The organism is Paraburkholderia susongensis (genome assembly GCF_900177725.1).
In the GTDB taxonomy this organism is placed as follows: Bacteria; Pseudomonadota; Gammaproteobacteria; order Burkholderiales; family Burkholderiaceae; genus Paraburkholderia; species Paraburkholderia susongensis.
In genome coordinates, this window is sequence record NZ_FXAT01000001.1 from 826,476 (window position 1) to 850,145 (window position 23,670).

The window sequence follows — 23,670 nt, forward strand, 5'->3', positions numbered from 1 at the left end:
ATTATATCTCGAAATTTTCCGCAACCTGCATGAGCCGCCGGGGCAGCCGACGGGTCGAGACGTGGCAGATCGCGGAGGTCTATCGCGAAATCAGTCGCGCCAATGCCCGGATACACAGGGCGCAATCGCCTTTGCATGTTTACAATGCGAAGCATCGGCTTCGCGGAGAGTGACGCTTTGCCGCATGGCCTGCGCTTTGCTGCACAACCCGCAACACATCGACCATCGACCTCAATTCAATTGGAACACTTGACCATCGCCCAGCGTAACGCCCAGAACGCAAAGCTCGCGAGCTATGCGCACCGGCCGCTTGCGTTTCTCTTCCGCTTTATCCGCCGCCATCCGCTCGCGCATGCGATCGTGTTGTGCAGCGTGTTTGCGGCCGTGGGCTGCGCGCTCGCGTCACAATACGCGATCAAGCATCTGATCGACGTGCTCGGTGAAGGCCGGCATCACCCCGGTCCGCTGTGGGGCGCATTCGCGATCCTCGTCGGCCTGATCGCCGCGGACAACCTGTTGTGGCGGATCGGCGGCTGGGTCGCCGCGCATACGTTCGTCGCCGTGACGGGCGATTTGCGGCGCGATCTGTTCCAGTATCTGAGCGGCCACTCGCCGACCTACTACGCCGAAAAGCAGCCCGGCATGCTCGCGAGCCGGATCACCGCGACCTCGAATGCCGTCTATACCGCCGAAAACACCACCGCGTGGAACGTGCTGCCGCCCTGCATCGCGGTGCTCGGCGCGATCGTGATGATCATCGCGGTCAACCCGCTGATGGCCGCCGGCCTGATGCTGTGCTCGGCGATCCTCTCGGTCGTGCTGTACAAGCTCGCGGGCCGCGGCTCCGCGCGCCATCATCATTTTGCGACCAGAGCAGCGTCGGTGGACGGCGAGCTCGTCGACGTCATCAGCAACATGGGCCTCGTGCGCGCGTTCGGCATGACGTTTCGCGAGCAGCGGCGCTTTGCCTCGACGGTCAAATCGGAGATGGAAGCGCGCCAGCAGAGCCTGCTGTATCTGGAAAAGCTGCGTCTGCTGCACGCGGTGATCACCGCGCTGCTGTCGGCGGGGCTGCTTGGCTGGGCGCTGTGGCTGTGGGACCAGGGCCGCGCGACTTCGGGCGACATCGTGCTCGTCAGCTCGCTCGGTTTTACGATTCTGCACGGCACGCGCGATCTGGCGGTCGCGCTCGTCGACGTCACGCAGCACGTCGCGCGGCTCGCGGAAGCGGTGCGCACGCTGCTCGAGCCGCACGGCATGCCCGATCGCGACGACGCCACCGAACTCGTGCCGCAAGGCGGCCGGGTGACGTTCGACAGCGTCACGTTCGCTTATCCGCGCCGCCGGCCGATTCTCGATCACTTCGACCTCAATATCGAACCGGGTCAGCGCGTCGGCCTGATCGGCAAGTCGGGCGCGGGTAAATCGACGGTGCTCGCGCTGCTGCAGCGTTTCTACGAGACCCAGGGCGGCGCGATCAGGATCGACGGCCAGGACATTTCATCGATCACCCAGGACAGCCTGCGCCATACGATCGCGCTGGTGCCGCAGGACATTTCCCTCTTCCATCGCTCGGTGTACGAGAACATCGCGTACGGACGCCCCGAAGCGAGCCGCGAGGAAGTGCTCGCCGCCGCGCGCGAGGCGCGCTGCACGGACTTCATCGAGGCGATGCCGGAAGGCTACGACACGATCGTCGGCGACCGCGGCGTGAAGCTCTCCGGCGGCCAGCGTCAGCGGATCGCGATTGCACGCGCCATCCTGAAGAACGCGCCGATCCTGCTGCTCGACGAAGCAACGTCGGCGCTCGACAGCGCCTCGGAAGAAGCGATCCAGAAGGCGTTGGACCGGCTCATGGTCGGACGCACGGTGATTGCGATCGCGCACCGCCTGTCGACGCTGAACAACTTCGACCGGATCATCGTGATGAGCGCCGGCAAGGTCATCGACGACGGCTCTCCGGACGAACTGCGCCAGCGTCCGGGCCTCTATCGCGACCTGCTCGCGAAGCAGTACGGCAAGGGCCAGACGCTGCATATCGGCGGCAAGAAGGTCGACGAACAGCAGCACGTGGTCGGAAACGCCTGAGCCCAGGCGCCGCATCAACGAAAAAGCCGCTTACGAACCTTAAGCGGCTTTTTTGCTTCTTCAGCCGGTCACGCTCTCGCGCGCGGCCTTCTTTCCAGATGCGCCAGACGGGCCTGAAGCACGCTCAGCCCCCGCCGCACCGCGCCCCTTTGCGCCCCTGCCGCGCTTCGCGCCGCCCACGTTCTGCAGATCGCGCATGAAGTTATCGCGCCACACCGACACATTGTTCTCGCGCAACTGCACCATCATGTCGCGGTGGCGCGCCTGGCGCTCCGCGAGCGGCATGCCGAGCGCCTGCGCGAGCGCCTCGGCCATCCCGTCGACATCGACCGGGTTGACGATCAGCGCGCCCTCCAGCTCCTGCGCCGCGCCGGCAAAACGCGACAGCACGAGCACGCCCGGATTCTCCGGATCCTGCGCCGACACATACTCCTTCGCGACGAGGTTCATGCCGTCGCGCAACGGCGTCACGTAGCCGACGTGCGCGGTGCGAAAGAGCGCCGCCAGCACCGAGCGCTCGTACTGCCGGTGGATGTAGAGAATCGGCGTCCAGTCCAGCTCGGCGAAACGTCCGTTGATGCGCCCCGACTCGCCTTCGAGTTGCAGCCGGATGTCCTGGTAAGCGTGCATGTCGGCGCGCGTCGGCGGCGCGATCTGCAGGAACGAGACCTTGTTGCGCAGCGCGGCCGTATTTTCGAGCAGCCGCTCGAACGCGCGGAATCGTTCGACGAGACCCTTCGAATAATCGAGCCGGTCCACGCTCATGATCAGCTTGCGCGAATGCAGCGTCGCCTTCATCGTGCGCACCGGCTTGCCGCGCTCGCCCGCTTTCGCGAGTTCGGCGATCTCGTCCGGATAGACGCCGATCGGATAAGCCGACGCGCGCAGCGTACGGCCGAATGCCTGCACAGTCAGCGGGCCGCTTGCCGACGCGCGAACCGTGCCTTGCGCCTCGTTGATGATGTAGTCGCAGAACGCGCGCAGATCGGGCGTGGTCTGAAAGCCGAGCAGATCGAACGAACACAGCGCCTCGACCAGTTCGCGATGCGGCGGCACTGCAAGCAGCACCTGCGAGGCCGGAAACGGAATATGCAGGAAAAACCCGATGCGGTTGTTCACGCCCGCCGCGCGCAGCGCCTGCGCGAACGGGATCAGGTGATAGTCGTGGACCCAGATCACGTCGTCTTCGCGCAATAGCGGCACGAGCTGTTGCGCAAGCCACGCGTTGACGCGACGGTAGCCCTCGAAATCATGCCGGTCGTATTGCAGCAGATCGGCGCGGTAGTGGAACGCCGGCCACAGTGTCGCGTTCGAGAAGCCGCGGTAGTACTGGTCGTAGTCGCGGCGCACCAGCGAGACGGTCGCGAAGGTCACCGGCCCGCGCTCCTCGAGCTTGATCTGCGGCTGGCCCGAGCTGAGCACGTCGCCGCTCCAGCCGAACCACATGCCGCCGGTCTCCTTGAGCGCGTCGTACACGCCGACCGCCAGACCGCCCGCCGCCGGGCCACCCTCTGAAATAGGCGCAACCCGGTTCGAAACAATGATCAGTCGGCTCATGAAGCGCGATTCCCGATGCAATAGGTTGGTTTCGTTGAGCGATGCGGCGCCGGCATCACGCTGCGCGCGCTGCCGCGACAATCGTTTCGAGCCAGTCGAGCAGCGCGGTCACCGAATCGAGGCGCGCGTGCGCCATCGTCTCTCCGGCACCGACCTTGATCGACAACCCACCGCGCTCGTTGACGACGGCGAAGCCCTTCTCGTCCGTCAGATCGTCGCCGGCAAATACCGGCGTGCGGCCGGTGAACGGCAGCTCGTCGAGAAAGGCGCGCATGGCGCGCCCCTTGTCGACATCCTTCGGCTTGATCTCGTAGACCATCTTGCCCGGCTGCAGCACGTACGAGCCCGGATAATCGGCGACGAGCCGCTCGGTCGCCTCGCGCGCGACCGGCTCGCGGTCCGGCGCATTGCGGTAGTGCAGCGCGAGCGCCGCGCCCTTGATCTCGAGCAACATGCCCGGATGCTCATTGACGACCTGTGCGAGCACCTGCTCCATGCGCAGGAGGCGCTCGTCGTGAAAGCCGATGCGCTGCGTGTCGCCGTTCGCGTCGCGCCGCTCGGCGCCGTGCAAGCCGGCCACCGGCAGATCGGGCATGCCGAGAAAGCTGTCGATGCTGTCGATGCCGCGCCCCGACACCACGGCGACCGCGCCGTTGGTCAGGCTGCGCAGCTCGCGCAGCAGCCCGATCACGCGAGGCTGCACCAGCACGCCGTCCGGCGTGGGCGCGAGTTCGACGAGCGTGCCGTCGAAGTCGAAGAAAAATGCCGTCTCGCTCGGAGACAGAACAGCGGGAAGTGCCTGTATCACCTAGGTTCGCCTTTCAGCCGTATGCGGCCGGAAAAGTGTGCGCATCTTACCGCGCATCCATCAATTTTTCGAGAAAGTAAGCCGTGACTCGAGCGCGGAGCGGTATGTTCGCGTCGTTGCCCCAATTGCATTCAAAAGTGGAACAATCCGGCTTCAGACGGCTTTCGGCCGCCTGCGTCAAATTGCCTCGCAAGCCGTGCGCCCGGGGCGCGACGTAACGCTGCCGGCGATTTTGCGCTACAGTCGCAGCCACATGAACTGCTGCCGTCCGGTGCATCGTTGCATGATGTCGCTAAATGATGCGTTCATGCGTTCATACATGTGTTACGTGCATCAGGCGCGATGCGGCTTTTCGCGCGGAGCATCGCTTCTGAGTCGTGCTGGCGTTGCGGTTGCGTCCGTCTGCGTCGTCCATGCGCATTGCCTGCCTTTCAATCGAGTCATTGAACCCTGCTTTGTTCCCGATCTTCCCGACACAGCGTCCGCAGATTGACCGCTCCCGCTCCCGCCTACGGCCGTTCGCGCGCCGCCTGGCGCGAAGACTGAGCGCGACGCTCGGCGCACTGGTCGTATTCGGCGCACTCACGGCTTGCACGCAGCGCGCCGAGCCGTGGCAGTTGACCAACGTGACCGGCCATCTGCCGGATCTCGACTTCACGCTGACCGCCGACGACGGCCGCCCCGTCAACGCCGCGTCGTTCAAGGGCCGCACGTCGCTCGTCTATTTCGGCTACACGCATTGCCCCGACGTCTGCCCCGAAACGATGGCCCGTCTGATGCAAGTGCTCGGCAAGCTCGGCCCGGACGCGCAGAAAGTGCGCATCCTGTTCATTACCGTCGATCCCGCACGCGACACGCCGCAGGCACTGCACGATTACGTCGGCGCGTTCGACGCGCAGCATGCCGAAGGCCTGACCGGCACCGACTGGCAAATCGAATCGCTCGCCAAGCGCTATCGCGTTGCCTATCAGATGGAAAAGCGCGACCCCAACGGCGACTACGAAGTCACGCACAGTTCCGCCGTCTACGTGTTCGACAGCGAGGGCCGTGCGCGGCTGCTCGCCACCGATCACGATACGCCCGATGCGATCGCGCAGGATCTGCGCCGCATCATCGATGACCACTCCTGACTTCACTTCAATCCCATCATGACGATCAAGCTCAAAACGTTCGCTTCACTGGCCGGCGCCTTCGCGCTCTCGTTCGGTATCGCTACAGCCGCGCACGCGGCGGACGCCCACGCGATCAGCGTCAAGGACGCATGGGTGCGCTGGCTGCCGAACAACCTGCCCGCCGCCGGCTACGCGACGCTCGTCAACACGGGCGACAAGCCAGTCGACCTCGTCGATATTTCCAGCGACGACTACGGCGATGCGATGCTGCATCAAACGGTATCGAACGGCTCGACGCAGAAAATGGTGATGGTCGACAAGCTCACGGTGCCCGCGCACGGCCAGGTCGCCATCGCGCCGGGCGGCTACCACGTGATGCTCGAAGACGCGAAGCACAAGGTCGCGCCGGGCGACACGGTCCATCTGACGCTGAAGTTCTCCGACGGCGAAACGCTCTCCGCGCCGTTCGTCGTCAAATCGCCGGCTCAGGCCAAGTAACCCGCATCGCATCGGCACCACACGTCATCGCACTCGCAATGAACCTGCTCTACTGGCTTGATCCCTGGGAGTTCTCGCCGACCGTCGTGATCGCGCTCCTCGTGCCCGCGATCCTGTTCGTGCGCGGCGCGCGCAAGGCGCGGCTGTCGTTCGCGCGGCGCCTGTCGTTCTGGTTCGGGCTGGTGGCGCTGTATGTCGTGCTGCACACACGGCTCGATTATTTCTTCGAGCATGAGTTCTTCATGCATCGGCTGCAGCATCTGGTGCTGCATCACCTCGGGCCGTTCTTCATCGCGCTGTCGTATCCCGGCGCCGCGTTGCGCGCGGGCATTCCGTTGCGCTGGCGGCGGCGCTTCGTGCGGCCCGCGCTGCAGATGCCGCTCGTGCGCAAGGTACTCGACGTCGTGATGCACCCGGTCGTCGCGGTCACATTGTTCGTCGGGCTCATCTACTTCTGGCTGATGTCGCCGATTCACTTCGTCGCGATGCTCGACTGGCGGCTCTATCGCGTGATGAACTGGAGCATGGTGATCGACGGACTGCTGTTCTGGTGGCTCGTGCTCGATCCGCGCCCCGCGCCGCCCGCGCGTCTGGCGCCCGGCAAACGCGTGCTCGTGGTGATCGCCGCGATTCCGCCGCAGATCATCCTCGGCGCGTTTATCTTTTTCACGCCGCACGAGCTGTATCCGATCTATTCGATCTGCGGCCGCGCGTTCACGTGGCTGAGCCCGATGCGCGATCAGCAGATCGGCGGGCTCCTGCTGTGGATTCCGGGTTCGATGATGAGCGTGATCGGCGCGCTGATCGCGCTGCGTCACTGGATGCGCCTGTCGGCGCGTGGACGGCTGCACGCCGACAGGCGCGCGAAAGCGGCGCGCGGGCTGGTGCATGCTTCATCGACGACGGCAGACAGCCGCCGCTGATATGGGCTGCCGGATGGCGCGATGAACCGCGCCGAAGGATCAAGGGCTCCCGCACGTCAATGCATGCGCGGGCCACACGACAGATCCAACAGGCAGCGCAGCCTTGTGTTCAGGCCGAGCGCATCCACACGTGCGGGATGCCGTCCTCGTCGTGAATCTCCGAGACCGGCTCGAAGCCGAACGCGCCGTAAAAGCCCTGCAGATGTGCCTGCGCGTGCAGACGGATCGGCGTATCCGGCCATTGCGCGCGGATATGCGAAATCGAGCGTTCGAGCATCACATTGCCGAGACCGATGCCGCGAAACGGTGCGGTAGTCAGCACGCGGCCGATGCGCACGTCGGCATCCGATGCATCGGGTAACAACACGCGCAGATAAGCGGCGAGCGGCGGTGCGTCGACGCCGGTGCCGGTGCCGTATGCAAGCAGATGCCAGGCTTGCGTGTCGAGCCCGTCGATGTCGCCATACACGCAGTTCTGCTCGACGACGAACACCGCACTGCGTGCGGCCAGCATGTCATAGACTTCGAGGCTCGTGAGGTCCGCGAAGGGTTTCCAGCGCCATTCGAGTTGGGCGCGCCGCGCGGCGGCGATTTGCTGCGAATCAGTCATTAGAGGCTTTCGGAAAAGGGGCGCGGCAGCGCGAGCAATGATCCGCAATTATGCCGCGCACGCAATGCATCGGGACGAGTGCTTTCATTGCCGGGCGTCATGCGCCTGCTTCGAGCACGGCTTCGACAGGCCGCGCGAGGCACTCGGCCAGGTTACCCGGACCACACAGGTGCAGCGCGCCGACAACCACGAGCGTGCGCTCGCGCGCATCGATGTGTTCGTTCAGGCGCGCGGCCCATGCGCGATTGCGCACGTCGAGTATCGCGTGACGGATGCCGGGCAGATTGAACATCGGCGATTCGACGGCGATCCGTTGCACCGACGGCAGATCGCCATCGAGCCAGGCCACGTGCATCCGCTCGAGCGTGCGCTGCGGCTCCGCGCGATCGGCCATCAGCATGTCGAGCGCGGCGCCGAGCACTTGCAGTGGAATCGATTCGAGCGCAACGGCCACCTCCTGCGCGGTCTCGAGATAACGATAGGGCTTGCCCTGAGCGATCGCCGAGCGCAGCATGCGCGGCTCGACGCCCTCGACGACCTGCTGCAACAGCGTCGGCGCGACGATCAGCGCGGCCCACGGACGCAGTTCGGCGAGCGGCGCAAGCGGACCTTCGACGGGCCAGAGCGCCTGTAATTGCGCCCATGTGTCGCCAGCGATCAGGGGCTGTAGCCGCGTGGCGCCGTGCTGCGCGTCGGCCTTCAGAAACGGGAGAATGGTCGGCGGATCGGATTCGAAGACCACCGCCTCGGCCCAGTCATAGGCCTCGGCGACCCACGGCGGCGTTCGACGACTCGTCGCCGGAAAAAGATGCATCGAACCGAGCAGGCGCACGTTGGTCCCGGTGAGTTTTAGATACATGCGGTCTCGGTGAATACGGCAATGACGATGTGGCGATTTTATCGCGCGGTTTGGATGCGGGACGCCGCGAGAGCCGCACTCAACGTGTGAATCGTTTGAACCGGCGTGATGCGATCGGGCAAAACGATCCGAGCAATCGACAATCGCAAGTACCGATGCTTGCGAGCGCTGCTAAAAGAGAAATAGAAAAAAGAAAAGCCCCGACATGTCGGGGCTTTTCTTTACATCTACGACTGGAGGCGCGAGCCGGAGTCGAACCGGCCTAAACGGCTTTGCAGGCCGCTGCATAACCGCTTTGCTATCGCGCCGCAAGCGGACTGGAACCTAGAAACAGGCTCGCAGATTTGTCTGGTGGGAACCAGAAGGACCGAGGCTCTGAAAAGGTCAGAACAGCCGGCCCTCCAAACAAAAAGGGAAGCGCTGCTTCCCCTGATGTATGGAGCGGGAGACGAGGCTCGAACTCGCGACCTCAACCTTGGCAAGGTTGCGCTCTACCAACTGAGCTACTCCCGCATTGAACTGCTTCACAATGCGCTGCATCTCGTACTTCGCCAAACAACGCATTGCTTCAAAAACTGGAGCGGGAAACGAGGCTCGAACTCGCGACCTCAACCTTGGCAAGGTTGCGCTCTACCAACTGAGCTATTCCCGCGTTGCACTGCTAACTCAGGCTAACTGCTCCTGATTTACTGCTATTTTGCTACTGTCTCCGGCGCTGCGAATCGCGTGCATCGGAGAAACGAGATTATGGAGAAGCGGCTGAAACGTGTCAACCCCCTTTTGCCCGTCTCGTCTACAGAAAATATTCTTCTCCAACCTCGACGAGATTCGAACGCACTTCCGCCCCCCACCAGCCCGTTTTCGACACCTTCAGCGGCGACACGAGCCGCCACCGAAACACCGGCCAGCCATCACGCCACGCCGCCGCGCTCGCGAATCTGCGGCCACGCGAGCTTCATGTAGTAGAGCATCGACCAGATCGTCAGGAACGTAGCCAGATAGATGAGCCACAGGCCCCACACGCGGGTATCGATCGTCAAGCCGCCGCCGAGCGGCAACGGGCCATAGAAGAGCAGCATCGGAATCGCCACCATCTGACAGGCGGTCTTGAACTTGCCGAGCGAATTCACCGCGACGCTCTTCGACGCGCCGATCTGCGCCATCCATTCGCGCAGCGCCGAGATCGCGATTTCGCGTCCGACGATCACGAGCGCAATCGCCGAGTCGATGCGCGCGAGTTGCACGAGCACGAGCAGCGCCGCCGTCACCATGAGCTTGTCGGCAACCGGATCGAGAAACGCACCGAACGCCGAAGTCTGATTCCATTTGCGGGCCAGAAAGCCGTCGAACCAGTCGGTGAGCGCCGCGAGAATGAAGATCGTTGCGGCCGCGAGGTTGCGGTGCGCGAGGCTCATCATCATGTCGGGCAGATAAAACACGCCGACGACGAGCGGAATCAGCACGATCCGCAGCCAGGTCAAAAATATCGGGAAATTAAACGGCATGGGCAGGCGCAGCGTCTGACGAGTGAGTTGCAATTGTGCCGTGTCACAAGGCCTGCCACAAGCAAGGCGGCGCGGGGGCCGCGGCACTCAGCAAAGCTGCCCGGCGCGTGTTGCGCCGGCCGGAACCCGGCGGGGCTCGCCCCGATCCGCTCGCGGCCCCGAGCGCTCAGCCCAGCCCAACGCGCGCCGGACGCGACGAGCTCAGTGCAATTGCCGGTAAATCTGCTCGGCCAGCGCCTGCGAAATGCCCTCGACGCTTGCCAGATCCTCGACGCTCGCGGCCACCACGCCGCGCAGTCCGCCAAAGCGCGCAAGCAAGCGCTGACGCCGCTTCGCCCCCACGCCCTCGAGCTCTTCGAGCCGCGAAGTCTGGCGCGTTTTGCCGCGCTTCGCGCGCATGCCGGTAATCGCGAAGCGATGCGCTTCGTCGCGAATCTGCGCGACCAGCATCAGCGCCGCGCTTTCCTTGCCGAGTTCGAGCGGCGGACGGTTATCGGCGAAAATCAGCGTCTCGAGCCCGACTTTGCGCCCCTCGCCCTTCGCCACGCCGACCAGCATGCCGATATCGAGCCCCAGTTCCGTGAACACCTGGCGCGCGATTTCGACCTGGCCCTTGCCGCCGTCGATCAGCACGATGGTCGGCAGAATCCCGCCCGCCGCGCCCGGCTCGGCCGCATCGCCCGTATCCGCGGCAAGCGACGGATCGGCGGCCGTGTCGCCCTGCGCTTCGGCGGCTTCGTCGGCGGCCTCGTTGGCGGCATTCGCGGCAGCCTGCGCGACCATCTTTTCGTAGCGGCGCGTGAGCACCTGGCGCATCGCCGCGTAGTCGTCGCCGGGCGTAATGCCGGTGATGTTGTAGCGGCGGTACTCGGACGATTGCATCTTGTGATGGTGATACACGACGCACGACGCCTGCGTCGCCTCGCCCATCGTGTGACTGATGTCGAAGCACTCGATGCGCAGATGCGCGAGGTCGTCGCACTCCATGCCGAGCGTGTCCGTGAGCGCGCGCGTGCGCGCCTGTTGCGAGCCCTGCTCGGAGAGCAGCCGGGCAAGCGCGAGCCGCGCATTCTGCTCGGCCATCGCGAGCCACGCGCGCCGCTGCCCTTGCGGCTGACGCAGCACGTTGACCTTGTGCCCCGCCTGCTCCGTGAGCACGTCGACGAGCTCGCGGCCCGGCGCGTGACTCACCACGAGCACGGGAGGCACGCGATTGCCGAGGTAATGCTGGGCGATGAACGCTTCGAGCACTTCGGATTCGATGCCGCCAGACGCGCGGCCTGTGCGCCGCTTCGAGGGCGCCGCAGCGGTTTCGTCGTCGGCTTCTTCGGCTTCTTCATCTTCCGCGGGCATGTCCTGCGCGATCGCGAGCGCGTCGGCGGTATCGGCCGCATTGGATGATCGCGCCGTGGCGCTCGCGCGTTCTGCGCCAGCTTCGGCGTCCTGCGCGGCCACGCCCGAAGCGGGGTCTGGCGCCTCCGGCGCCTCCTCACCGCCGTCCTCGCCAGTCCCGCCTTCGTCCGCGGTCAACGCGCTCTCCACATGCGCCGGAAAATACGCCTTGTCGCCGAGGTGCCGTCCGCCGCGCACCATCGCGAGATTCACGCAGACGCGCCCGCCCAGCGCGACCACCGCGAGAATATCGACGTCACTGTCGCCGCCGACTTCGATCGCCTGCTGATGCAGCACCGTCGAGAGTGAACTCATCTGGTTGCGCACCGCCGCGGCCTGCTCGAACTTCAGCTCGCTCGCGAACGCATGCATCTTCTGCTCGAGCTCCTTCATCACCTCGCCCTGACGGCCGAGCAGAAAGCGCGACGCGTTGGCGACGTCGCGCGCGTAATCTTCTTCGCCGATGTTGCCAACGCACGGCGCGGTGCAACGGCCGATCTGATGCAGCAGGCAAGGCCGCGTGCGGTTGTTGAACACGGAATCTTCACAGGTGCGCAACTGGAACACGCGCTGCAGGATCTGGATGCTCTCGCGCACCGCCCACGCGCTCGGAAACGGACCGAAGTACTGGTTCTTGCGATCCACCGAACCGCGGTAATACGCCATACGCGGAAACTTGTGACCAGTCAGTTTGAGGTATGGATAGGATTTGTCGTCGCGAAACAGGATGTTGTAACGCGGCGTGAGCGCCTTGATCAGATTGTTTTCGAGCAACAGCGCTTCGGCCTCGGAGCGCGTGACGGTCGTCTCGATGCGCGCGATGCGCGTGACCATCATCGCGATGCGCGGCGATAGTTGTGTCTTCGTGAAATAGCTCGACACGCGCTTCTTCAGATCGCGCGCCTTGCCCACGTAGAGCACCGCGCCGCTCGTGTCGTAATAGCGATAGACGCCGGGCAGGTGTGGCAGCTGCGCGAGCACTTTTTTTGGCTCGAAGGCGTCGGGCGCCTTGGTTGCATCGGTTGCTTCGGGTGCGGTCATGCAGGATCGATTGGGTGGGACTGTCTCGCGGAGCCTTGCACCGCGTGCCGCGCCTTTGCCATGCCGGCGCGCTATCGTGAACGAGGCTTTAGAATCGCCAGTTTAGAACATTCCGCGAGCGTTCGAACCCGCTGCGCCCTGAACGCGGCCAAGCCCGCGCCCGAATCCGCGACCCCGACCACCATGTCCAGCGCACAGCCCGTTTCCGCCCCCTCCTCCGCCCCGATCGCCTGCGACATCTTCTGCGCGGTGATCGACAATTTCGGCGACATCGGCGTGTGCTGGCGCCTCGCGCGTCAGCTCGCGCACGAGCACGGCTGGCAGGTGCGCGTGTTCGTCGACGACCTGCACGCGTTCCAGAAACTATGCCCGGCGCTCGCGCCCGATCGCGCGCGGCAAACGCTCGATGGGATCGTCATCGAGCATTGGCGCGAGCCGGCTCACGCAGGCGAAACGCTCGAAGTGGCCGACGTCGTGATCGAAGCCTTCGCCTGCGAGCTGCCGCCCGTCTACATCACCGCGATGGCCGGTCGCGAGCGCGCGCCGCTCTGGCTCAACCTCGAATATCTGAGCGCTGAAGACTGGGTTGCGGATTTTCATCTGCGGCTCTCGCCGCATCCGCGTTACGCGCTCAGCAAGACGTTCTTTTTCCCGGGACTCGGCCCGGGTACAGGCGGTGTGCTGAAGGAGCGCCACCTCGACGCGGCGCGCGCGGCATTCGAAAGCTCCCCGGCGGCACGCGCCGAATGGTGGCTCAAGGCAACCGGCCAGACGCCGCCGCCGGCTTCGGCCACCGTCGTCTCACTGTTCGCGTACGAAAACCCCGCCGTCGAAAGTCTGCTCGCACAATGGCGCGACGGCGCCGCGCCCGTCGTGCTGCTGGTTCCCGAGGGCCGCATTTCCGGCGCGCTCGCACGCTTTTTCGGGCTGCCGTCGTTTGCCGCGGGCACGCGCGCGGAGCGTGGCAACCTCACCGCCCATGCACTCGCCTTCACCGAGCAGACCGGCTACGACGCGCTGCTCTGGGCCAGCGATATCAACTTCGTGCGTGGCGAGGATTCGTTCGTGCGCGCTCAATGGGCCGCGAAACCGTTCGTCTGGCACATCTATCCGCAAGCGGACGACGCCCATCTGCCGAAACTCGACGCCGCGCTCGCGCACTACACGCGCACGCTGCCCGCTGCCGCGCGCCACGCGCTCGAACGCTTCTGGCACGCGTGGAACGGCGTGGGGCAGCCGGACTGGGCGCAATTCCAGCGCCACTACCCGATGCTGAAGCAGCGCGCCGCCGAATGGGCGGTCGAACTCGCGCGAGTCGGTGACCTCGCCGGAAATCTGACCTCGTTCGCAAAAAGTCAGTTAAAATAAGCGGTTATCCAACGGCCGACGACGCAAGCGCGGCCCGATTCCAGCAACGACTCCCTGGTCAGCCCAGCTGGCTGCCCCCTGTGCAAAATGCGTCATGCGCCCAATCTTCGGATCAGGCGCGCGATTGTAAAAAAGGGGGCAAAAAGGAACGTACGTTGCTGGTCGGTGCCACTCGTGTACACGCCCGCACAGGGTAAAAATCAGGTATCGGACAGGTGGGATGGCGAGGCACTCCCGGCTGCGCAAAGCGGCCCGCCGCTCGTCCCGTCGCAGGCCGGCCCCGTTTCGCACATCCATCCGGCGCCCCATCGCTTCACGCGGCGCGGCAGGTGGTGGGTGAAACGCCGAAGCCGCTTGCGCCGTATGCCGTTGAGCAACAGTTAAGCTATTTATCTCGTACAGGACAGTTTTATGAAGACCGCACAGGAACTCCGCACCGGCAACGTCGTGATGATCGGCGCAGACGCAATGGTCGTGCAAAAGGCCGAATACAACAAATCGGGCCGTAACTCCGCCGTCGTCAAGATGAAGTTCAAGAACCTGCTGACCGGCGCAGGCATGGAAACCGTGTACAAGGCAGACGACAAGTTCGACGTCGTCGTGCTCGAGCGCAAGGAAGTGACGTACTCGTACTTCGCCGACCCGATGTACGTGTTCATGGACGCCGACTACAACCAGTACGAAGTCGAAGCCGAAATGATGGGCGACGCGATGCACTACCTCGAAGACGGCATGGCTTGCGAAGTCGTGTTCTACAACGAGAAGGCGATCTCGGTCGAACTGCCGACCACGCTGGTGCGCGAAATCATCTACACGGAACCGGCGGTCAAGGGCGACACGTCGTCGGGCAAGGTGCTCAAGAACGCCAAGCTCAACACCGGCTTCGAACTGCAAGTGCCGCTCTTCTGCAACATCGGCGACAAGATCGAAATCGACACGCGTACGCACGAGTACCGCAGCCGCGCCTAAGCGTCTGCCTGTCGGGCCGATTCTGGGCCCGATTTCTGGGCCGATTTCTGGGCCGGTTTTGCACCGACTCCCGGACCGACTCTCCAGCGCCGGCACCCTGCCGGCCTGCTGCACAAAAAAGCGCCCATTTTGGGCGCTTTTTCTTTTTCGTCTCGCCGTGTATGGTTCAGGAAAACTTTACCGGGGAACTGTTCAAAATTGCCATCGCGACATCCCGGCTTCACACCTCGCATCGGGCAAGTCGTTGATGCGTTTCAGCAAATTCATGTGGCATGGTCCCTGCTTCTCTGAAAGGCGCGCTAGTACCGCTGATTTTTCCAACCCGGGAGAAGCACCATGAACAACGACATCGCTGAAGGCAAGTGGAAGCAGATGGCCGGCAAGGTGAAGACCGCGTGGGGCGAACTGGCGGACGACGCGCTGACCAGGGCCGAGGGTCGCCCCAGCGGATTCGCCGGCCTGATCCAGGAACACCATGGTAGAACCCGTGAAAAAGCGGGACTCGAAGTGCAGCGGTTTTTCGATAGCAACCGGAATTTGTGACAGGACCCGTGAAGGAACTACACCCCGCGCGCCTTCACGACGCAAAAGCGGCGTGGGCCGAGATGCGTTCGGAAGCCCAAAGGACCGGTTCGTATCGCCCTGTTCTCGAGCCCACCAAGCCCCATCAGGGCCCGCGCTGCGCGCCGTCGGCAGTCACGGCGCGCCGGGCATTTCATCCATTTAAAAATTGCGCTCGCCATGCCACACGCATTAATTGTTGAAGACGATCCCAATAGCTTGTCCGGTCTATCCGCGATCCTCGCCGCCGACGGCTTCTCCGTCGACACCGCGACCACCCTCGCCGAGGCTCGGACGGCGCTGACGCGCTTCATTCCCGACGTCGTGCTGGTCGACCTGAACCTGCCGGACGGCAGCGGTCTCGATCTGTTGCAGCATCTGCCCGCGCATCCGCCAGGCGGCGCGCTGCCGGTGATCGTGATGACCGGCAACGCGACGGTCGAGAGCGCGATCGAGGGCTTGCGGCACGGCATCTGGGACTATCTGCTCAAGCCGGTCAACATACCGCGCCTGCGCAGCCTGCTCGCGCGCATCCCGCGCCCCTATGAGCTGACCGAGGAAGTGCAGACGCTGCGCGCGTCGTTGCGCGAACTCGGCCGCTTCGGCTCGATGCTCGGCCGCAGCGGCGCGATCCAGCACGTCTACGACACGATCGAACATCTCGCGCCGACCGAAGCCGCCGTGCTGATTTCCGGCGAAGCCGGCACCGGCAAACGAGTCGCCGCACGCACGCTGCACGACATGAGCCGGCGCCGCAAAGGCCCGTTCGTCGCATTCGACTGCCGCAGCACGGCGGCCGGTGCGGCAAGTCGCTCGCTCGACAGCCTGTTGTTCGGTCACGAACGCGGCGCGTTCGGCGGCGCCGAGCAGCGCGAGTCGGGCCTGTTCGAGCAGGCAAGCGGCGGCACGCTGTTCATCGACGAAATCACCGAGTTGCCGCGCGTGCAGCAGGAAGCGCTGCTGCGCGCGCTCGATTCGCAAATGTTCATGCGGATCGGCGGCACCAATCAGATCGTGACCGACTTCCGGCTGATCGCGTCGACGCGCAAACCACCGCGCGCGGCAGTCGCCGATGGCAGCCTGCATCAGGATCTCGCGCTGCGCCTCGAAGCCGCCGCGGTGACGCTGCCGCCGCTGCGCGAACGCGGCGACGATCCGGTACTGATCGCGCAGGCAGTTGTCGACGAACTCAACCAGCAAGCCGTCGCGCGCGACACGGCCGAGGTCGCGAAGCAGCCGGGGCCGAACTTCCTGCGCGAATGTCTCGCCTACGAGTGGCCTGGCAACGTGCGCGAATTGCAGGAGCGCGTGCGGCGCGCGTACCTGGCATCGGGCGACGTGATCGAGTCGCTGCGAGCCGACGAGGCCGTCTCGGCGGGGAGCCGCGATCTGAACGGCAGCCGCGTGCAGGTGACCGTCGGCACACCGCTCGCGGACGTCGAGGAAATGCTGATTCGCGCGACGCTCGACGCGGTGGGCGGCACGCGGCATCGCGCGGCGTCGCTGCTCGGGATCAGTCCGAAGACGCTTTACAACAAGTTGCAGCGGATGCGCCTGAACTGAGATTCGCACACCGGCTTCGGTGACTGTGACTCACCGCCGAAGCCAATAAAAATGGCGCCTTGACTCGCTTCAAGGCGCCATTTTTTTGCACGGATTTTTGTGGCTTTATTTTTTCGTGGCTCTATGGGCGGGGTCTTATTCGTCCAGCCTGGCCTTCTCCACGAAAACACTCACTGAAAACAATCACGCAAATGCGCTGCGCAGCAACGCCTGTGCTTCCACGTATCGCGGCTCGGCCATCAGCCTGCTCCACTTGAGCGCCTTGCCGCGCGGCTGCATGCGCTTCAAGCGCTGCCGCGATTCCTTCGACGGCTTATGGCGCAGCGCGTCGAGCACCTTCTCCGCTTCGTGCGGCTGATTGCAGATCAGCACCATATCGCAGCCGGCCTCGAGCGCGGCGCGCGCACCCTCGGTCAGCGTGCCGCCCTGACGCGCGGCGTCCATCGACAGATCGTCGCTGAAAATCGCGCCGTCGAAGCGCAGCTTCTTGCGCAGAATGTCCTGCAGCCAGATGCGCGAAAAACCAGCCGGCTTCGCATCGACCTTCGGATAGACGACGTGCGCGGGCAACACGGCCCCGAGCGACAGACCGAGCCAGTCGTAAGGCGCGACGTCGTCGCACAGGATGTCTTCCAGCGAGCGTTCGTCGACCGGCATCGCGACATGCGAGTCCGCCTGCGCGAAGCCGTGCCCCGGGAAGTGCTTGCCGCAATTGCTCATGCCGGCGAGCGCGAGGCCGTGATTGAGGCTCTTCGCGAGCAGCGCCACCACGCGCGGATCGCTATGGAATGCGCGATCGCCGATCACCTGCGAATGCCCGTAATCGAGGTCGAGCACTGGTGTAAAGCTCATGTCGATGCCGCACGCGCGCAGTTCCGCGGCGAGAATATAGCCGACCGCCGTTGCCACTTTGGTCGCGTGCAACACGTCGATGTCCCACAGCGCGCCGAGCTTGCCCATCGACGGCAGCACCGTGAAGCCATCCGTGCGAAAGCGCTGCACGCGGCCGCCTTCGTGGTCGACGGCGATCAGCAGATCCTTGCGGATCGCGCGAATCGAATCGGTCAGCGCAACCAGTTGCGCGCGGCTCTCGTAGTGGCGCGCGAACAGGATCACGCCACCGGTCATCTGGTGAGCGAGGCGGCGTCGGTCGTCGTGGTTCAGCGTTTTGCCGACTACGTCGAGCATCACCGGTCCAGGAGTGGTTTTCATCGAATTCCGCCGGGAAAGAAGCTAAGGGAGCCTGAGGCAAAGACGAACGCCGCTCGCATGAGCCGAGCCGCGTTCAACGTTGTTCGCTATTCGGTGGCCGCTTGGGCCGATCGAACCGCTTGAGCCGAGTGAGCCGCTTGAGTCGATTGGGCGGACGATTCCGGCCGCGTGAACGCGGTATCCGTCTCGCCCCCCGTCTCCGCGATCACGAACGACACCGCGTAATCGTGCTCATCGCTGATCGTCACGCGCGCGGTAATGCCGCGCGCCTCGAGCCAGTCGGCCAGCTCGCCGGAAGCGACCACCATCGGCTCGCCGCTCGGCTTGTTGAGCGTTTGCAGCGCGCGCCAGCTCATAGGCCAGTGCATGCCGAGGCCGATCGCCTTCGAGAACGCCTCTTTCGCCGAGAAGCGCGTCGCGAGAAACGCGAGGCCGCGCGCCGCCGAACGCGCTTCGCGCGCACGGTAGACACGCAGTTCGTCGGGACCGAGCACCTTCTCCGCGAACCGGCCGTTGGTGCGTGTCATCACCGCGGCCACGCGGCTTACCTGAACGATGTCGGTACCGATGCCGTAGATCGCCATGCGCATGTCCGCCCGGGTTATGCGCGTGCGCCGAGACGCGCGGCGACCATGATCGCCTTCATCTCGCGCACCGCGTTGTCCCAGCCCGCGAAGATCGCGTGCGCGACGATTGCGTGGCCGATATTGAGTTCGACGATGCCGTCGATCGCCGCGATCTGCTGCACGTTCGTGTAGTGCAGACCATGGCCCGCGTTGACCTTGAGGCCGAGCGTCGCGCCGAATTCGACCACGCGCACGATGCGCTCGTATTCGCGCTGCTGTTCGGCGGGATCGTGCGCTTCGGCGTAACGGCCCGTGTGCAGCTCGATCACCGGTGCGCCGGCTTCGTGCGCGGCGCGAATCTGCGTTTCTTCCGGGTCGATGAAGAGCGACACGCGCGAGTTCGCATCCGCGAGTTGCTTGCATGCGGCGCGCACTGCCTCGAACTGGCCGGCGACATCGAGCCCGCCTTCGGTCGTCAGCTCCTGGCGCTTTTCGGGCACGAGGCACACGTCGTGCGGCTGGACTTCGCACGCGATGTCGAGCATCTCCTGCGTGACCGCGCATTCGAGATTCATGCGCGTCTTCAGGAGCGGGCGCAGCTTGCGCACGTCGGCGTCGACGATATGCCGGCGGTCTTCGCGCAGATGCAGCGTGATCGCGTCGGCGCCGGCCTCCTCGGCCATCAGCGCGGCGCGGATCGGATCGGGATAGGACGTGCCGCGCGCATTGCGCAGCGTGGCGACGTGATCGATGTTCACGCCGAGGTCGATCACGGTGGGCGACGTAAGAAAGAAGCTCATAGGTTCTGCAGGTCGATCAGGATCTGGCGGGTCGCAAGCGGCGTACCGCCAAGATAGGTGTTGAGCAGAAAGCGCATCAGCGTTTTGCTTTGCGCCACGGTCTGCGCTCGATGGTAATCGTCCTGTTCCATATCGAGCAAGGTCTGTCCCGCGATCACGGGCCACTGTGCGGGCCATTCGTCCGACGCCTCGCGCACGCCGCGCTCGGGATCGAACACGTAGCGGCCTTCGGCAAGCACCGCTTTGCGCGTGACGGTGCGATCGAGCGCGAGCGCGTAGCCGGTTTCGCGCAGCAGCACGCGCTCGAACGAGCGCAGCACCTGCACGGGCGGCTCGTCGTGCGCGAGACGCGTCAGCGTGACGACGTAGTGGTGGAACAACTGCGGATGCGGGTCTTCGCGCGCGCAGAAACGCACGAGCAGTTCGTTGACGTAGAAACCGCAGAGCAGCGCGTCGCCGCTCAAGGGCAGCATGCCGCCGACCCATTCGGCGCCGGTCAGCGTGCGCACTTCGGATTTGCCCGACCACGCGAGCGCAAGCGGTTGGAAGGTTTGCAGCACGCCGCGCAACGCGGAGTGCGGGCGCTTCGCGCCCTTCGCGACGAGCGCGAGACGGCCGTGATCGCGTGAGAGCACGTCGATGATGAGACTCGTCTCGCGATACGGATAGCTATGCAGCACGAAAGCGGGCTGCTCCGCGATCCGGTATTCGGAAGAGGATGTGCGTGGCGTTCGGCGCGCCGGCGTTTTGCGTGTCTCGCCGCGCGGCTCGCCATCCTCTGACGCGTTTTTGGCCTTGGCCGGGGATTTCCTCGCGCTACGCGCAGGCCGCGACGGCTCGTGCTCCGGGTCGTCCGAAGCTGCGCCGGAATTCAGCGTCATCCACGCGTCATTCGTACCCATACGCACGAAGCCCGGCTTCGTTGTCGGCCCAGCCGCTCTTCACCTTGACGAAGGTTTCGAGGTAGATCGGCCCGTCGAACAGCTTCTCCATGTCGAGCCGCGCCTCGGTGCTGATCTGCTTCAGCTTCGCGCCCTTCTGGCCGATGATCATCGCCTTGTGCGTGTCACGCTCCACCAGAATGGTCGCGAAAATGCGGCGCAAGCGCCCTTCGGTTTCGAACTTGTCGATCAGCACGGTGCTCGTGTACGGCAACTCGTCGCCGGTCCAACGGAACACTTTTTCGCGCAGGATTTCCGCGGCGAGGAAGCGCTCGCTGCGATCGGTCAGGTCGTCCTCACCGTAGATCGGCTGGCCTTCGGGCAGGAACGGCTTGATGGTCGCCATCAGGCGCTTGATGTCGTCGGGATTTTTCGCCGACAGCGGCACGATCTCGCTGAACTCGTGCAGTGCGCTCATCTGCTGCATGAACGGGAACAGCGTGTCCTTGTCCGACACGCGATCGAGTTTGTTCGCGATCAGCAGCGTCGGCACCGACGACGGAATCAGGTCGAGCACCTTCTGGTCGTCCGGGCCGAAGCGGCCCGCTTCGATCACGAACAGGATCGCGTCGACCGAAGTGAGCGTCGAGGTCACCGCGCGATTGAGCGAGCGGTTGAGCGCGCCGCTGTGTTTGGTCTGGAAACCGGGTGTGTCGACGAACACGTACTGCGCGTCTTCGACCGTGTTGATGCCGGTGATGCGATGGCGCGTGGTCTGCGCCTTGCGCGACGTGATACTGACTTTCTGGCCGACCAGCGCATTCATCAGCGTGGATTTGCCGACGTTCGGGCGGCCGACGATCGCGACCATGCCGCAGCGAAAACCAGTGGGAGTGGGAGCGTTCATATTCGGACTACAGCAGGTTCGATTCGGCGCACGCGAAGCGCGTGCCGATGGCAATCAATGGCCCGCGTCGGCGACGCGCGTGTGCACCGCGTCGGCAACGCCGGGTTCGTGTTCGGCTGGTGCCGGGGCAACCGACGCGACCGGCACGGGCGCCGCGCTGACGCCGGGCGCGGCTTCGCGGTTGCGCTGACGCTCCGCGCCACGCGCGGGGGCGGCTTCGGCTTTGGACTCGGCTTTGGGCTCGGCTTTGGGTTCAGCGGCGTGGTTCGCTGCGGGTTTGTCGGCGGAAACCTTCTCCGCGGCTTTTTCGTCTGGCTTGTCGCCAATTTTCTCGCCGGTTTTGTCGCCCGTGTGGGCGCTGGCCTTGTCGGCTTTCTCGGCGCGCTCGGCCCGGTCCTGCCCCTGACCGCTGTATTCGACGTGCGCGGCGCGGATCACCGCCAGCGGCGCGCCGGTGTTAGCCGGCACTGCGCGCTCGGCCGCTTTTTCAGGCGCGGGCTTTTCCGTGGCGGGCTTGCCGGCATGCGCTTCGAGCGCAACCGCCGCGCGTGCCTCGCCACGCACCGTGCCGCGCTCGTTCTTGCGGTCCGGCGAGCGCAAATCAAGCGCGGCCTGAACGCCGGTCACGCCAGGCACGATCTCCAGTTCGGCGTTTTTCGCCGCGCGCGCACCCTTCGAGCGCTTCGGTTTCGCAACGACGGCGGGCGCCGCGGCCATTACCTCGTCGAGCGCCTTCTTGGCGGCCGCCTGCTCCGCCGCGCGACGGCTCGCGCCCGATCCGGACACCTTCACGTCGAGCTTCGGCACCGTGCATTCGACTTCGAATTGCTGATTGTGCGCCGCACCATGAGTCGCAACCACCGTATAGGTGGGCAGCGCGATCTTGTGACCTTGCAGATATTCCTGCAGCAGCGTCTTCGCGTCCTTGCCGAGCGTGCGTGGATCGATATGGTCCAGAATCGGCACATAAAGGCGCTTGATGACCGTCTGCGCGGCGTCGAAGCCACCGTCGAGGAAGATCGCGCCGAGCACCGCTTCGAGCGTATCCGCGAGAATCGACGGCCGGCGGAAGCCGCCGCTGCGCAGTTCGCCCTCGCCGAGCCGCAAGCCTTCTGAAATATTGAGCGCCTGAGCGATTTCGTAAAGCGACTGCTGTTTGACCAGATTGGCTCGTACGCGCGACAGATCGCCTTCGTCGAGTTTGCTGAAACGTTGGAACAAAAGCGCAGCCACCGCGCAATTCAGAACGGAGTCGCCGAGAAATTCGAGCCGTTCGTTATGCGTGGAGCTATGACTGCGATGGGTCAAAGCCTGGCGCAGCAATTCCGCATTGCGAAATTCGTAGCGCAAACGGCTTTCCAACGGAGATTGGGGCATGGGCAGAGTATAACGCGGGCGCCGACCCCGGCGGAAACGCGGGGCGCCTGCGGAAAAAGCGTGGTGAAGCGACGTTACCGCGAATTCTTAAAGTAGCGTGAGAACACGCCGCGACCGTTCTAACCGAGGTACTGGTTATCCGCGCGGCGTGCGATGCGATCAACGCTGAGAGCTCACTGAAATGGGCCGATGCGTCGCAGATCGCTGAAGTTCATCCAGATGAAAAATGCGCGGCCAACGATATTGCGATCAGGCGCAAAGCCCCAGTAACGGCTATCCGCACTGTTGTCGCGGTTGTCGCCCATCATGAAGTAATTGCCCGGCGGCACTTTGCAGATCACGCCGTGTTCGTTGTACGTGCAGTTATCGCGGTACGGATAATCTTCGGCGCCGATGATAAACGGCGGCACGGCTGGATTATTCAGAATCGCGTTCTTGCGGCCGTCGATATCTTCTTCGAACTGCTTCGCATAACCAAGGCGTTCTTCGTCGAGATAATCGGGCAGCGGCGTTTCCGGCACCGGCTTGCCGTTGATCGTGAGTTTCTTGTCCTGATAGGCGATCACGTCGCCCGGCAGACCGATCACGCGCTTGATGTAGTCGACCGATTCGTCCTTCGGATAACGGAACACCACCACGTCGCCGCGCTGGACCGGACTGCCCTGCGTGAGCTTCGTATTGGTGATCGGCATACGCAGGCCGTATTCGAATTTGTTGACGAGAATGAAGTCGCCCACGAGCAGCGTTGGCACCATCGAACCCGACGGAATCTTGAACGGTTCGACGACGAACGAGCGCACGACGAACACCACCAGGATCACCGGGAAAAAGCTCGCCGTATATTCGAGCCACCACGGCTGACGCAGCTTGTCGTCGCGCAGGCGCGCGCGCGTTTGCGCGGCGTTTTCATCGGCGAAACGCTCGCCGATGCGTGCCTGCTGACGGTCGAATTCGGCGACCGCGGCTTCCGCCGCGCGGCGCCGTTTCGGCAGGAAAACCAGTTTGTCCGCGACCCATGCGACGCCCGTCAAAACGACGAGCACAAAAAGAATCAGCGCAAAATTCATAGGGTT

At 64.4% G+C, this 23,670-nt stretch carries 21 protein-coding genes and 3 tRNA genes; 8 read left to right on the forward strand and 16 right to left on the reverse strand.

Annotated elements, in window-relative coordinates; genetic code table 11:
* Positions 1–240 precede the first annotated feature (240 nt).
* Positions 241–2,088: an ABC transporter ATP-binding protein gene (locus B9Z01_RS03760; protein WP_085480890.1), complete on the forward strand. Its 1,848-nt coding sequence runs from the start codon at positions 241–243 to the stop codon at positions 2,086–2,088.
* Positions 2,089–2,148: 60 nt separating this feature from the next.
* On the opposite strand, the gene otsA is transcribed toward B9Z01_RS03760, so the two are convergent.
* Both otsA and otsB read right to left on the reverse strand, forming a co-directional pair.
* Positions 2,149–3,645 (reverse strand): alpha,alpha-trehalose-phosphate synthase (UDP-forming), encoded by a 1,497-nt coding sequence (gene otsA, locus B9Z01_RS03765; RefSeq protein WP_085481172.1) that lies wholly within the window; start codon positions 3,643–3,645, stop codon positions 2,149–2,151.
* Between the two features lie 55 nt (positions 3,646–3,700).
* A complete protein-coding gene (gene otsB, locus B9Z01_RS03770) occupies positions 3,701–4,450 on the reverse strand; it encodes a trehalose-phosphatase (protein WP_085481171.1) in 750 nt (249 codons plus the stop codon).
* 458 nt (positions 4,451–4,908) lie between these two features.
* Here otsB and B9Z01_RS03775 point away from each other — a divergent pair, with 458 nt between their 5' ends.
* Genes B9Z01_RS03775 through B9Z01_RS03785 form a run of 3 tightly spaced genes read left to right on the forward strand, consistent with a single transcriptional unit; the run spans position 4,909 to position 6,986 of the window.
* The gene (locus tag B9Z01_RS03775) at positions 4,909–5,583 is read left to right on the forward strand and encodes an SCO family protein (RefSeq protein ID WP_420814643.1); all 675 of its coding nucleotides are present in this window, start codon (positions 4,909–4,911) and stop codon (positions 5,581–5,583) included.
* An 18-nt stretch (positions 5,584–5,601) separates the two neighbouring features.
* The gene (locus B9Z01_RS03780) at positions 5,602–6,063 is read left to right on the forward strand and encodes a copper chaperone PCu(A)C (RefSeq protein ID WP_085480892.1); all 462 of its coding nucleotides are present in this window, start codon (positions 5,602–5,604) and stop codon (positions 6,061–6,063) included.
* A gap of 38 nt (positions 6,064–6,101) precedes the next feature.
* Complete coding sequence (locus tag B9Z01_RS03785; RefSeq protein WP_085480893.1) at positions 6,102–6,986, forward strand: cytochrome c oxidase assembly protein; 885 nt, start codon at positions 6,102–6,104, stop codon at positions 6,984–6,986.
* A gap of 109 nt (positions 6,987–7,095) precedes the next feature.
* On the opposite strand, the gene B9Z01_RS03790 is transcribed toward B9Z01_RS03785, so the two are convergent.
* The 7 genes from B9Z01_RS03790 to uvrC all read right to left on the reverse strand — a co-directional run bounded on the left by B9Z01_RS03790 (position 7,096) and on the right by uvrC (position 12,393).
* Positions 7,096–7,596 (reverse strand): GNAT family N-acetyltransferase, encoded by a 501-nt coding sequence (locus tag B9Z01_RS03790; protein WP_085480894.1) that lies wholly within the window; start codon positions 7,594–7,596, stop codon positions 7,096–7,098.
* 97 nt (positions 7,597–7,693) lie between these two features.
* Complete coding sequence (locus B9Z01_RS03795) at positions 7,694–8,455, reverse strand: TraB/GumN family protein (RefSeq protein WP_085480895.1); 762 nt, start codon at positions 8,453–8,455, stop codon at positions 7,694–7,696.
* Between the two features lie 234 nt (positions 8,456–8,689).
* Positions 8,690–8,763: transfer RNA gene (locus B9Z01_RS03800), tRNA-Cys, on the reverse strand.
* A gap of 129 nt (positions 8,764–8,892) precedes the next feature.
* Positions 8,893–8,968: transfer RNA gene (locus B9Z01_RS03805), tRNA-Gly, on the reverse strand.
* A gap of 63 nt (positions 8,969–9,031) precedes the next feature.
* Positions 9,032–9,107 (reverse strand) — tRNA-Gly (locus B9Z01_RS03810).
* Positions 9,108–9,366: 259 nt separating this feature from the next.
* On the reverse strand, positions 9,367–9,960 hold the full coding sequence (gene pgsA / locus B9Z01_RS03815; RefSeq protein ID WP_085480896.1) for a CDP-diacylglycerol--glycerol-3-phosphate 3-phosphatidyltransferase: 594 nt from the start codon (positions 9,958–9,960) through the stop codon (positions 9,367–9,369).
* A 201-nt stretch (positions 9,961–10,161) separates the two neighbouring features.
* A complete protein-coding gene (gene uvrC, locus B9Z01_RS03820) occupies positions 10,162–12,393 on the reverse strand; it encodes an excinuclease ABC subunit UvrC (protein WP_085480897.1) in 2,232 nt (743 codons plus the stop codon).
* A 183-nt stretch (positions 12,394–12,576) separates the two neighbouring features.
* Here uvrC and earP point away from each other — a divergent pair, with 183 nt between their 5' ends.
* From earP to B9Z01_RS03840, 4 genes are all read left to right on the forward strand, one after another.
* Positions 12,577–13,761: an elongation factor P maturation arginine rhamnosyltransferase EarP gene (gene earP / locus B9Z01_RS03825; protein ID WP_085480898.1), complete on the forward strand. Its 1,185-nt coding sequence runs from the start codon at positions 12,577–12,579 to the stop codon at positions 13,759–13,761.
* Positions 13,762–14,172: 411 nt separating this feature from the next.
* Positions 14,173–14,730, forward strand: coding sequence for an elongation factor P (gene efp / locus B9Z01_RS03830; RefSeq protein ID WP_008919334.1), 558 nt, complete (start codon positions 14,173–14,175; stop codon positions 14,728–14,730).
* 336 nt (positions 14,731–15,066) lie between these two features.
* Positions 15,067–15,273 (forward strand): CsbD family protein, encoded by a 207-nt coding sequence (locus B9Z01_RS03835; protein WP_085480899.1) that lies wholly within the window; start codon positions 15,067–15,069, stop codon positions 15,271–15,273.
* Between the two features lie 198 nt (positions 15,274–15,471).
* Entirely contained in the window at positions 15,472–16,854 is a 1,383-nt protein-coding gene (locus tag B9Z01_RS03840; RefSeq protein ID WP_085480900.1) for a sigma-54-dependent transcriptional regulator, read from the forward strand.
* A gap of 183 nt (positions 16,855–17,037) precedes the next feature.
* On the opposite strand, the gene nagZ is transcribed toward B9Z01_RS03840, so the two are convergent.
* From nagZ to lepB, 7 genes are all read right to left on the reverse strand, one after another.
* Positions 17,038–18,066 carry a beta-N-acetylhexosaminidase gene (gene nagZ, locus B9Z01_RS03845; protein WP_085480901.1) on the reverse strand — a complete coding sequence of 343 codons (1,029 nt, stop codon included), beginning with the start codon at positions 18,064–18,066 and terminating at the stop codon, positions 17,038–17,040.
* An 86-nt stretch (positions 18,067–18,152) separates the two neighbouring features.
* Positions 18,153–18,650, reverse strand: a complete 498-nt coding sequence (gene acpS / locus B9Z01_RS03850; RefSeq protein WP_085481173.1) for a holo-ACP synthase — start codon at positions 18,648–18,650, stop codon at positions 18,153–18,155.
* A gap of 17 nt (positions 18,651–18,667) precedes the next feature.
* Positions 18,668–19,432, reverse strand: coding sequence for a pyridoxine 5'-phosphate synthase (pdxJ, locus tag B9Z01_RS03855; RefSeq protein WP_085480902.1), 765 nt, complete (start codon positions 19,430–19,432; stop codon positions 18,668–18,670).
* Positions 19,429–20,334, reverse strand: coding sequence for a DNA repair protein RecO (gene recO / locus B9Z01_RS03860; RefSeq protein WP_085480903.1), 906 nt, complete (start codon positions 20,332–20,334; stop codon positions 19,429–19,431). The genes pdxJ and recO overlap by 4 nt, the downstream gene beginning before the upstream one ends.
* Positions 20,321–21,220: a GTPase Era gene (gene era, locus B9Z01_RS03865; protein ID WP_143808808.1), complete on the reverse strand. Its 900-nt coding sequence runs from the start codon at positions 21,218–21,220 to the stop codon at positions 20,321–20,323. Before era ends, recO begins: the two co-directional genes overlap by 14 nt.
* A gap of 54 nt (positions 21,221–21,274) precedes the next feature.
* Entirely contained in the window at positions 21,275–22,597 is a 1,323-nt protein-coding gene (rnc, locus tag B9Z01_RS03870) for a ribonuclease III (RefSeq protein ID WP_085480905.1), read from the reverse strand.
* Between the two features lie 173 nt (positions 22,598–22,770).
* Positions 22,771–23,664 (reverse strand): signal peptidase I, encoded by an 894-nt coding sequence (lepB, locus tag B9Z01_RS03875; RefSeq protein WP_085480906.1) that lies wholly within the window; start codon positions 23,662–23,664, stop codon positions 22,771–22,773.
* Positions 23,665–23,670 lie beyond the last annotated feature (6 nt).

Coding starts and splice junctions, on each gene's coding strand:
- pgsA (WP_085480896.1), bottom strand. CDS start 9,960: ATGCCGTTTAATTTCCCGATATTTTTGACCTGGCTGCGGATCGTGCTG.
- acpS (WP_085481173.1), bottom strand. CDS start 18,650: ATGGCGATCTACGGCATCGGTACCGACATCGTTCAGGTAAGCCGCGTG.
- lepB (WP_085480906.1), bottom strand. CDS start 23,664: ATGAATTTTGCGCTGATTCTTTTTGTGCTCGTCGTTTTGACGGGCGTC.
- B9Z01_RS03780 (WP_085480892.1), top strand. CDS start 5,602: ATGACGATCAAGCTCAAAACGTTCGCTTCACTGGCCGGCGCCTTCGCG.
- era (WP_143808808.1), bottom strand. CDS start 21,220: ATGAACGCTCCCACTCCCACTGGTTTTCGCTGCGGCATGGTCGCGATC.
- B9Z01_RS03790 (WP_085480894.1), bottom strand. CDS start 7,596: ATGACTGATTCGCAGCAAATCGCCGCCGCGCGGCGCGCCCAACTCGAA.
- otsA (WP_085481172.1), bottom strand. CDS start 3,645: ATGAGCCGACTGATCATTGTTTCGAACCGGGTTGCGCCTATTTCAGAG.
- recO (WP_085480903.1), bottom strand. CDS start 20,334: ATGGGTACGAATGACGCGTGGATGACGCTGAATTCCGGCGCAGCTTCG.
- B9Z01_RS03795 (WP_085480895.1), bottom strand. CDS start 8,455: ATGTATCTAAAACTCACCGGGACCAACGTGCGCCTGCTCGGTTCGATG.
- B9Z01_RS03785 (WP_085480893.1), top strand. CDS start 6,102: ATGAACCTGCTCTACTGGCTTGATCCCTGGGAGTTCTCGCCGACCGTC.
- nagZ (WP_085480901.1), bottom strand. CDS start 18,066: ATGAAAACCACTCCTGGACCGGTGATGCTCGACGTAGTCGGCAAAACG.
- B9Z01_RS03835 (WP_085480899.1), top strand. CDS start 15,067: ATGAACAACGACATCGCTGAAGGCAAGTGGAAGCAGATGGCCGGCAAG.
- efp (WP_008919334.1), top strand. CDS start 14,173: ATGAAGACCGCACAGGAACTCCGCACCGGCAACGTCGTGATGATCGGC.
- rnc (WP_085480905.1), bottom strand. CDS start 22,597: ATGCCCCAATCTCCGTTGGAAAGCCGTTTGCGCTACGAATTTCGCAAT.
- pdxJ (WP_085480902.1), bottom strand. CDS start 19,432: ATGAGCTTCTTTCTTACGTCGCCCACCGTGATCGACCTCGGCGTGAAC.
- uvrC (WP_085480897.1), bottom strand. CDS start 12,393: ATGACCGCACCCGAAGCAACCGATGCAACCAAGGCGCCCGACGCCTTC.
- B9Z01_RS03840 (WP_085480900.1), top strand. CDS start 15,472: ATGCCACACGCATTAATTGTTGAAGACGATCCCAATAGCTTGTCCGGT.
- earP (WP_085480898.1), top strand. CDS start 12,577: ATGTCCAGCGCACAGCCCGTTTCCGCCCCCTCCTCCGCCCCGATCGCC.